Source organism: Mesorhizobium sp. M4A.F.Ca.ET.020.02.1.1 (genome assembly GCF_004022645.1).
Taxonomy (GTDB): domain Bacteria; phylum Pseudomonadota; class Alphaproteobacteria; order Rhizobiales; family Rhizobiaceae; genus Mesorhizobium.
This window is the reverse complement of record NZ_RZOI01000280.1, coordinates 1-7,063: the sequence shown is the minus strand read 5'-3', so window position 1 is coordinate 7,063 and position 7,063 is coordinate 1. Positions and strand designations below refer to the sequence as shown.

7 protein-coding genes are annotated in these 7,063 nt (G+C 65.7%); 5 read left to right on the top strand and 2 right to left on the bottom strand.

From position 1 onward, the window contains the following. From EN742_RS18255 to EN742_RS18245, 3 genes are all read left to right on the top strand, one after another. A partial coding sequence (locus tag EN742_RS18255) for a monooxygenase (RefSeq protein ID WP_128333109.1) occupies positions 1 to 946 on the top strand: 946 nt, incomplete at its 5' end. Between the two features lie 120 nt (positions 947 to 1,066). Next, positions 1,067 to 1,546 carry a DUF2231 domain-containing protein gene (locus EN742_RS18250; protein WP_245455521.1) on the top strand — a complete coding sequence of 160 codons (480 nt, stop codon included), beginning with the start codon at positions 1,067 to 1,069 and terminating at the stop codon, positions 1,544 to 1,546. 612 nt (positions 1,547 to 2,158) lie between these two features. Then, positions 2,159 to 3,685 carry a tlde1 domain-containing protein gene (locus EN742_RS18245; RefSeq protein WP_245455520.1) on the top strand — a complete coding sequence of 509 codons (1,527 nt, stop codon included), beginning with the start codon at positions 2,159 to 2,161 and terminating at the stop codon, positions 3,683 to 3,685. Positions 3,686 to 3,826: 141 nt separating this feature from the next. On the opposite strand, the gene EN742_RS18240 is transcribed toward EN742_RS18245, so the two are convergent. After that, on the bottom strand, positions 3,827 to 4,582 hold the full coding sequence (locus tag EN742_RS18240) for a DUF4239 domain-containing protein (protein ID WP_126055460.1): 756 nt from the start codon (positions 4,580 to 4,582) through the stop codon (positions 3,827 to 3,829). Between the two features lie 301 nt (positions 4,583 to 4,883). Here EN742_RS18240 and EN742_RS18235 point away from each other — a divergent pair, with 301 nt between their 5' ends. Together EN742_RS18235 and EN742_RS18230 are read left to right on the top strand one after the other, a co-directional pair. Further along, positions 4,884 to 5,669 carry a ThuA domain-containing protein gene (locus tag EN742_RS18235; protein ID WP_128333108.1) on the top strand — a complete coding sequence of 262 codons (786 nt, stop codon included), beginning with the start codon at positions 4,884 to 4,886 and terminating at the stop codon, positions 5,667 to 5,669. Between the two features lie 94 nt (positions 5,670 to 5,763). Continuing rightward, on the top strand, positions 5,764 to 6,822 hold the full coding sequence (locus tag EN742_RS18230; protein ID WP_127407676.1) for a Gfo/Idh/MocA family oxidoreductase: 1,059 nt from the start codon (positions 5,764 to 5,766) through the stop codon (positions 6,820 to 6,822). A gap of 19 nt (positions 6,823 to 6,841) precedes the next feature. On the opposite strand, the gene EN742_RS18225 is transcribed toward EN742_RS18230, so the two are convergent. Then, positions 6,842 to 7,063, bottom strand: a 222-nt coding sequence (locus tag EN742_RS18225) for a DUF1127 domain-containing protein (RefSeq protein WP_128333107.1), incomplete at its 5' end; no start/stop codon positions are given.

Below are 7,063 nucleotides of genomic sequence, written 5' to 3'. Positions count from 1 at the left end.
GGGCCGCGACGTTCTGGATATCCTGCTCCTCGATCCGGCCCGATCGGCCGGGGCGCAAGTCTTCCAGCCCTGCCGCGCCGTCGCCGTCGAGCGCGAAGGCGACTGCCAAGCGGTGCGGATTGAAGCAAGGGACTGCCGCGATGAGGCGACGATCCTGCGGGCGCCGGTGGTCGTCGCCGCGCACGGCTCGTGGGAGCCTGGACCGCTGCCGAGCCAGCTCGAAAAGAAAAGCCGCCCCTCCGACCTGCTCGGCTTCAAGGCGCATTTCACCGGATCGTCCCTGGCGCCCGACCTGATGCCGCTCATCACGTTTCCCGGCGGCTATGGCGGCATGGTCACGGCCGATCATGGCCGCATGTCGATCTCGTGCTGCATAAGGCGCGATAGGCTCGCCCTGCTGCGCAGCGGCCTTGCCGCCGAGCGCGGCGGCCACGTCTCGGCGGCCGAGGCCGTCGAGCATCATCTTATGGCGACATGCCGGGGCGTCAGGGAGGCCCTTGAGGAAGCCAGCGCCGACGGTCCGTGGCTCGCCGCCGGTCCGATCCGGCCAGGCATCCGCGCCGGCTACGAAGGGGACATCTTCCGCGCCGGCAATGCCGCCGGCGAGTCGCACCCGATCATCGCCGAGGGCATATCGATGGCGCTTCAGTCCGGCTGGCTCCTGGCGCGGCAACTCGACGACGCTCAGGCCGGACAGGCGGGACGCCAAGCGGCGGGCAGACGCTACGAGGCGGCCTGGAGAGGCTTGTTCTCGACGCGGATCCTTGCCGCCGAAGCCATTGCCCGCATCGCCCTTGGTCCCGGCGGCGCCGCGCTGATGGAAGCGGTTGTCCGCAATTTTCCGCTGGCGCTGACCTTGGGCGCACGGCTGAGCGGCAAGACGAAACCCGTCCCCGGTTTGGTCGAAGGACGCCCAACTCCAAGCCGACAGGCGCCCCTGGAGTAACGGGACTGCGGAACATTCCGCACCTGTCCGAGTTCGGTTCGTATCCGGCTTTTTGCCGCCAGGCCCGGTGATGAGTATGTGGCCGAGGCGGCGCTCGCCACGCCTGCGGGAGGCATTACGATGACGCGCGACCCGATCACCCACAATCCGCACAGCACCGCAAGCATTGCCGGCCATCCTGTCCATGCAATGCTGATACCGTTCCCGATCGCCTTTTTCGTCGCCACCTTCGTGTGCGACCTCATCTTCTGGCGAACCGGCAATCCGGGCTGGGTCACCGCTTCGCTCTGGCTGCTGGGGGCCGGTCTGGTCATGGCCGCGCTGGCCGCTCTTGCCGGCCTTACCGATGTGCTGGGCGATACCCGGATCCGCAACCTTCGCGATGCATGGCTGCACGCTGGCGGCAACGCCATTGTCGTGCTGGTCGAGCTTTACAACTGGTACTCGCGATATGCCCAGGGCGAGGCGGCAGTGGTGCCGGTCGGCCTGGTGCTGTCGCTGATCGTAGTCCTCATCCTCCTGTTCACCGGCTGGAAGGGCTGGGGCATGGTCTACCGGCATCATGTCGGCGTCGCCGACGGATCCGACGAAACGCGCTGAACGCTGCGAGCATAGTCGGGACCTGGCCATGAGCATGTGAGCACGCGCCGCCGGCGACCGGGTTCGCGGCGCGAGAGTTTCGTCGTCGCCTCCGCTCCGGGCGGAGGTGACTTTTTGGGTCAGATCCGTCTCCGCAATATCTTTCGACCGCCTGGCCTGCTGGCCCAGCATATCTTCGACCGACGTGTTCCAATGCCAGCCGGGCGGTCGCATTTCGACCTCAAACGCCCTGTACCGGCCCGAGTTGCTGCGGTTCCGATCTTCACGCTTTCTTGACAGAGGCTTGAAAAACGGGCAGCAAAGCGGGTGAGGGAGAGCATTTTACCGTGGCGCAGACCGTGGAGGGCTCTTTTTTCGTATGGACCGTCGCCGTATCGGCGACTGGTGGAGGGATTGGTTAACCATCTTTGTCCATCTTTTGAATCAATCGGCAACAGACGCGTGAAGGTGCAGGGGGCACCAGGCGAACTGTGATCGTGACGGGTGCCAGGTCCGCGAACCGGCATGCCGATTGAGAGTGGTCGTATGGCGTTTTTGCGTTTGAAGTACCGGGGTGACGCTCCTGAAGAGGGGGTAGCTTCGAAGACATCTGGTGGTCATCTTTGGGTTGTGGTGCCTGCTGTTGGCGCCGCGCTCGCCCTGTGGTCCGTGGCGACCCTGGCTGGCCTTTATTCGATGGGCACCTCGCTCACCGCTGCCTCCAACCGATTGCCGCCGAGCCTGCTTGCGCCGGGCACCATCGCGCTTGCCGATCCGCGCCGCGCGCTCGCCAGTTCCTGGGCGCTTTCGCTCCCGGCGGATGCCCGGCACCGGCAGGCGCTCCTCGGGCGTTGCGATGCTGCCTGCCTGCGCCAGGCCTCGAATTTCTCGCATGACGGCAAGATGGCGCGCCTGCGTCCTGCGGCAAGGCCCGATAGCGTCGCGCCGAGGACGGCCGCGCCGGAAACCGTGGCGCGTACTGCCCCGGCCGACCGCTTCGACAGCGTCGTCGCCAGCGCAAAGCTGTCGCCGCAAAAGTTGGCGGATGCCTTTGCCCGCGCGCAGGACAAGCCGGTCCTGCTGGCCAGCCTGCCGGCCGATGCCCGCTTCGCCGAACCGGTTCGCCTGCCCGACCAGCAGGGCCCGGCATCGGTGCGCTTCGGACCTCCGGTGGCGGAGATCGAACGCTCGTCGCGCCTGGCGCTGGCGCTCGCCAACGCAATGCCGGAGGTCGACATGTTGTCGCCGCCGCCGTCCGTGGCGCTGGCCGCGCCTGACGGGCTGCAGGAGCCGCAAGGGACCGAAGTTCTGCTTGCCTCGCTGCCGCCGCAGGACGAGATGCCGGACACAATTCCGTTGCCAACCGGCCGGCCACGGGCGCTGATCGAGCAGCCGGATCAATCGCCAAAAGCTCAAGCCTCCAGGGCGGACGCACCACGGATCGAGGCGCCACAGGAGCAGGCGCCCAAGGCGTCGGCGTCAAAGACCGGCAAGGCCCAGTCGGCCAAGGCCGCGGACGTGCTGTCCGGGAAGCTCCCGGCCCTGTCGCCGCGCAGCTCGGAGCATGCGGCCGTGCCGGCGCTGCCGGGTGTGCAGGCCAGCCAGGCCAAGCCGGCCAAGCCGGGCAAGCGCTCGAAGACCCAGGACGCGGAGATGCTCGCCTACGCCAAGCCCGACATGCCGGAGCGCGGCGCGGGCGGAGTGTTCGGCAACCTGTTCAGCAACAGGCCAAGCGTGGGCAATGGCGTCGCCGTCTACGATATCGCGGCCAGGACCGTCTATATGCCTGATGGCTCCAAGCTCGAGGCCCATTCCGGGCTGGGCTCGATGGTCGACCAGCCGCGCTTCGTCAACAAGAAGAATGTCGGCCCGACGCCGCCCGACACCTACAATCTGTCGATGCGTGAATCGCGCTTCCACGGCGTCGAGGCGATTCGGCTGACGCCGACCAGCGGCAAGAACAAATATGGCCGCGACGGCTTGCTTGCTCATACCTACATGCTGCGCGGCGGCCGCGCCGAGTCCAATGGCTGCGTCGTCTTCAAGGACTATGCCCGCTTCCTTGCCGCCTACAAGAAAGGCAAGATCAAGCGCCTGGTGGTGGTGCCGCGCATGTCGAAGCCGTTGACACAGGTCGCCCAGGAAGGCCGCCAGGGCTGATCATACGGCAGCCCTTGCGAAGGCACTCGCGCCGGAAACCCACGCCTGGACGGTGGCTCTTGCCGGCACGAGCCACAGCGACGGAGCGGCGGTGGCAGCCAAGCGGTTGCTCAACGACTTAAACCAGCGCGGCTCGTGACCTCACTGCTTGAGCTCCGCCAGCGCCCTTTGGAGCGGCGCTGGCGAGATCTGGATCGGGCCGGAGAAGGGTATATCCATGTCCATGATTAGATAGAGCGCGGCGGCGACCAGCGCCGCCGACACGATGAAGGTGCTGACCACGGTGGCGTTGCAGGGCGCCCTGAAGCCGAAGCTGGCGAAGATCAGCGTCAGCCAGGAAACCAGAAGGGCGATCAGTGGTCCGGGGATGGCGCCCTCCGACTGCTCGGCCAGCACCCAGCGCAATTCGATCACCTTCTGCAACTGCTGGCGGGCTTCCTGCAGCATGGCGACGTGTTCGTCATCGGGCGGCGTCAGCGCCCGCAGCTGGTCGCCGACATTGTTGAGCAAAAGCTCCGACAGTCTGTTGGCGACTATCGGGGTTTGCTGACTGGGCGAGGTGGCGTCGACGACGCGCTGCACATAGGCGATGAGCGGCTGGCGCGCGGCCTGCGTCTCGGGGCCGTATTGCCTGAGCGACCTGTCGAGCAAAATCAACTCAGTCGCATAGGCATGGACGTTGTGGTCGATGGATTCGAACGTGTTCTTGGCCGAGTTGATCATCAGGCCGAGCACCAGCGAGGTCATCACGACGAACAGATTGGCGGCGAGCCGCACGATCGCGCTGGTATCGTCCTGGCGGTGATGGGGCGGAAACCGGCCATGGATCAGCAGGCTGGTGAGCGAAGCCCCAGCCAGGCAGACAAAGATCGCGACCCCAAGCAGTGCCTCGCGCATGGCCGGTATTGTAACCGAGGCGTGGCGTTTGCCAAAGGGTTGCCGGGAGGCGTTGATTCACGGTGGGAGCATATTGGCCTAGGTCGTTGTTGGCGCAGGATGCTTTCAGGCTGGCGCATTCACTGGCGAAGCCCCGAACGCGTCATCCTGGGGTCTTCGCTGCGTCGCACCGCTCCTTGCTCCAGCCTGGGGTGACGAGGCCGCTGGCGTTCGCAACCACTTCGAAAAGCGCTTTCAATGTCGGCCGCAGGCTCTATGTATGGCCAGGGGCGGGTCGGCTCCGGTTCACCACGAGGATGTCATGACAATACGCGCTGTCGTCTGGGGCGAGAATATCCATGAGCGCACCAATGAGGTGGTCGCATCGATCTATCCCGAAGGGATGCACACCACGATTGCCAACGCGCTGAAGGCCGACCCCGGCATTTCCGCCTCGACCGCGACGCTGGAGCAGCCAGAGCACGGCCTGCCCGAATCCCGCCTTGCGGAGACCGATGTGCTGGTTTGGTGGGGGCACAAGGATCATGGCGCCGTCGCCGACGAAGTGGTCGAGCGGGTGGCGCGCCGCGTCTGGGAGGGGATGGGGCTGATCGTCCTCCACTCCGGCCATTTCTCGAAGATATTCAAGCGTCTGATGGGAACGCCCTGCACGCTGAAATGGCGCGAGGCCGGCGAGCGCGAGCGGCTCTGGGTGACGAGCGCCAGCCATCCGATCGCCGATGGGCTTGGCGACTATTTCGAACTCGAGAACGAGGAGATGTATGGCGAGCAGTTCGCCGTGCCGGAGCCGCTTGAAACGGTATTCATCTCCTGGTTCCAGGGCGGCGAAGTGTTCCGTTCCGGGCTCACCTATCGGCGCGGCGCCGGCAACATCTTCTATTTCAGGCCCGGCCACGAGACCTATCCGACCTATCATGACGCCACGGTGCAGCAGGTGCTGCGCAACGCGGTGAAGTGGGCGGCGAACCCGCAAGGCGCGAAGCGTGCTATCCACGACGCGCCGAACGTGCCGGTGGACAAGGCGCTGGAGCCGATCGTCGAGCGCGGCGGCAAGCTGCACACGGCCGGCGAGGCCGGCTTCCGTTAGTTCAAGGCAGCGCTTTCCATCTGGAACTCTGCAGCAATAGCGGTTATCCACCTGATATGATTGAATCGAACCAATTCGCTCGGAGGAGCAAAAAATGCGGCTTTTGATACTCGGTACCGGCTGGATGGCGCAGGAGCATGCCCGCCGCTTCAGCGCCATCGAGGGCGTCGACATTGTCGGCGCCGTCGATGTCGATCCGGCCCGCGTCGGCGAATTCGCCGACGGCTTCAAGATCCCCAACCGCTTCACCTCGCTGGAGGAGGCGCTGAAATGGGGTGAATTTGACGCTGTCGCCAACGTCACGCCGGACCGCATCCATCACCCGACCACCATGGCGCTGATCGCCGCCGGCAAGCCGGTTCTGTGCGAGAAGCCGCTGGCCGAGAATTTCGGCAAGGCGACCGAGATGGCGGACGCCGCGGAAGCCGCCGGCATCGTCAACATGGTGAACCTCACCTACCGCAATGTGGCACCTCTGCAGAAGGCGCGCGCCATGGTGCTGGCAGGCGAGATCGGTACGGTCCGCCATGTCGAGGCCTCCTACCTGCAAAGCTGGCTGGTGTCGAAATTCTGGGGCGACTGGCGCACCGACCCGAAATGGCTGTGGCGCCTGTCGCGCGGCCATGGCTCGAACGGCGTGCTCGGCGACGTCGGCATCCACATCCTCGATTTCGCCAGCTATGGCGCGGCGCTCGACATCGACCATGTGTTTTGCCGCCTGCGCGCCTTCGACAAGGCGCCGGGCAACCGCATCGGCGAATACGGGCTCGACGCCAATGACAGCTTCGCCATGACGCTGGATTTCTCCAATGGCGCTTTCGGCGTGGTGCATGCCAGCCGCTGGGCGACCGGCCATCTCAACGAGCTCAGGCTGCGCATCTATGGCGACAAGGGCGGCATCGAGGTGGTGCACAATCTCGAAGGCTCGGCGCTGAAGGCGTGCGTGGGCGACAATGTCGAGAACGCCAGATGGGAGGCGCTCGACGCCGGCACGGTGCCGACCAACTATGAGCGCTTCGCCGAGGCGGTGAAGAGCGGCGTCCAGCCCGAGCCATCCTTTCGCCACGCGGCCGAATTGCAGAAGGTGCTCGATCTGGCGGTGGTGTCAGACGAGAGGCGCGCGGAGCTAAGGGCACACGCGGACACGCAGTGAGGGCCAACCGGGTTAGCCTTTATCGTTGCCAGAAGGGCAGCTTGGCGATCTCTTCCTCGACCTGCCGTCTGGTCAGGCCGATATCGTCGATCAGATGCGGATTGGTCTCCGAGATTCGCTTGAGATCCCAGCGAAAGCGTGCCTGCCTGCGCCAGGCAGCGATCGTGCCGCGCAGGCTCGTCAAGGACCGGCGCGGCGCCCGCCTCGCGGACGCTGCCTGCCGCGCTGCGCAATGCTGGAC

Bases quoted from the DNA above. Each gene is read 5' to 3' on its own strand.
- EN742_RS18250 (WP_245455521.1), top strand. From the start codon at position 1,067: ATGACGCGCGACCCGATCACCCACAATCCGCACAGCACCGCAAGCATT.
- EN742_RS18240 (WP_126055460.1), bottom strand. From the start codon at position 4,582: ATGCGCGAGGCACTGCTTGGGGTCGCGATCTTTGTCTGCCTGGCTGGG.
- EN742_RS18235 (WP_128333108.1), top strand. From the start codon at position 4,884: ATGACAATACGCGCTGTCGTCTGGGGCGAGAATATCCATGAGCGCACC.
- EN742_RS18230 (WP_127407676.1), top strand. From the start codon at position 5,764: ATGCGGCTTTTGATACTCGGTACCGGCTGGATGGCGCAGGAGCATGCC.